This window comes from Stenotrophomonas sp. CS3K5 (assembly GCF_059515225.1).
Window position 1 is genome coordinate 1 of the sequence record NZ_JCAKRX010000026.1, and the last position, 802, is coordinate 802.

The window sequence follows — 802 nt, forward strand, 5'->3', positions numbered from 1 at the left end:
CCCAACCCCTTACGAGGTCCACTGACGGCAACGTCGGGGCGTTGGCTGCCTTTCACTGCCGCGTCGATGTCGTCCGTGACGCCGACGGCAAGCCGGTCGGAACCGCGCACTGACGTCCAAGCGTAGGGCCGCCGTATTCTCGTTACCTGGCGCAGCGCAGGACGGCCATGCTTCAAGCAACAAGCCCACCAAAGGGCGGGCTTGTTGCTTGAAGCATGGATGATCAACATCGCTGCGATCTAAGGGGCCTTGGTAACCGAGCGCTTGCCAATCGACCAAAATATAGCTGCAAAGAGCAGCATAGCCACCAAAAAAACAACAACGAACCTAAACATAGGCAAGCTTTGCAGGTTGTAGCCGTGGAAGAAGTGCAAATGCTGCCCCGCATTTTCATCCCAGCTCGTCCAGTACGGGAATGGGGGCACAGCAATCAGCAAAGCAGCAATGACCGCACCACCCCATCTCAATTTTGGCAGCCAGATGGCCACTGCGATCGAAACAACCGTGGCTGCGATGGCAACCTCCAGGTTTAAGGTACCCCCCCAAGCAACGGCCATCAAAAGCCCAGGCACGAGTAGGATTGCTCCTGCCACAATCGCGATAGCAACCCGAAGCATTCTACTTTGCATCGTCGATATTCTTCTGGTTGTGTCCTTGCCATACATCGTTGATGTATCCCGCTAGTCCCGGGATAGCTTGAGGCCATCCCCATCCGATATCGGTAACGACGAACTCTGTTGCCCCTGAGCTCAGCGTGATTCTCTCACCGAAGAGATCGGACGACAGTGGCGAGACCATCTCG

The 802-nt window shown here is 56.1% G+C and carries 2 protein-coding genes; both read right to left on the minus strand.

Features of this window, described 5'->3' with window-relative positions; translation table 11 throughout:
- Positions 1-239: 239 nt before the first annotated feature.
- Positions 240-617 carry a hypothetical protein gene (locus AC5YGJ_RS20315; RefSeq protein WP_496187563.1) on the minus strand — a complete coding sequence of 126 codons (378 nt, stop codon included), beginning with the start codon at positions 615-617 and terminating at the stop codon, positions 240-242.
- A 1-nt stretch (position 618) separates the two neighbouring features.
- On the minus strand, positions 619-802 hold a 184-nt coding region (locus AC5YGJ_RS20320; protein ID WP_496187564.1), incomplete at its 5' end, for a hypothetical protein.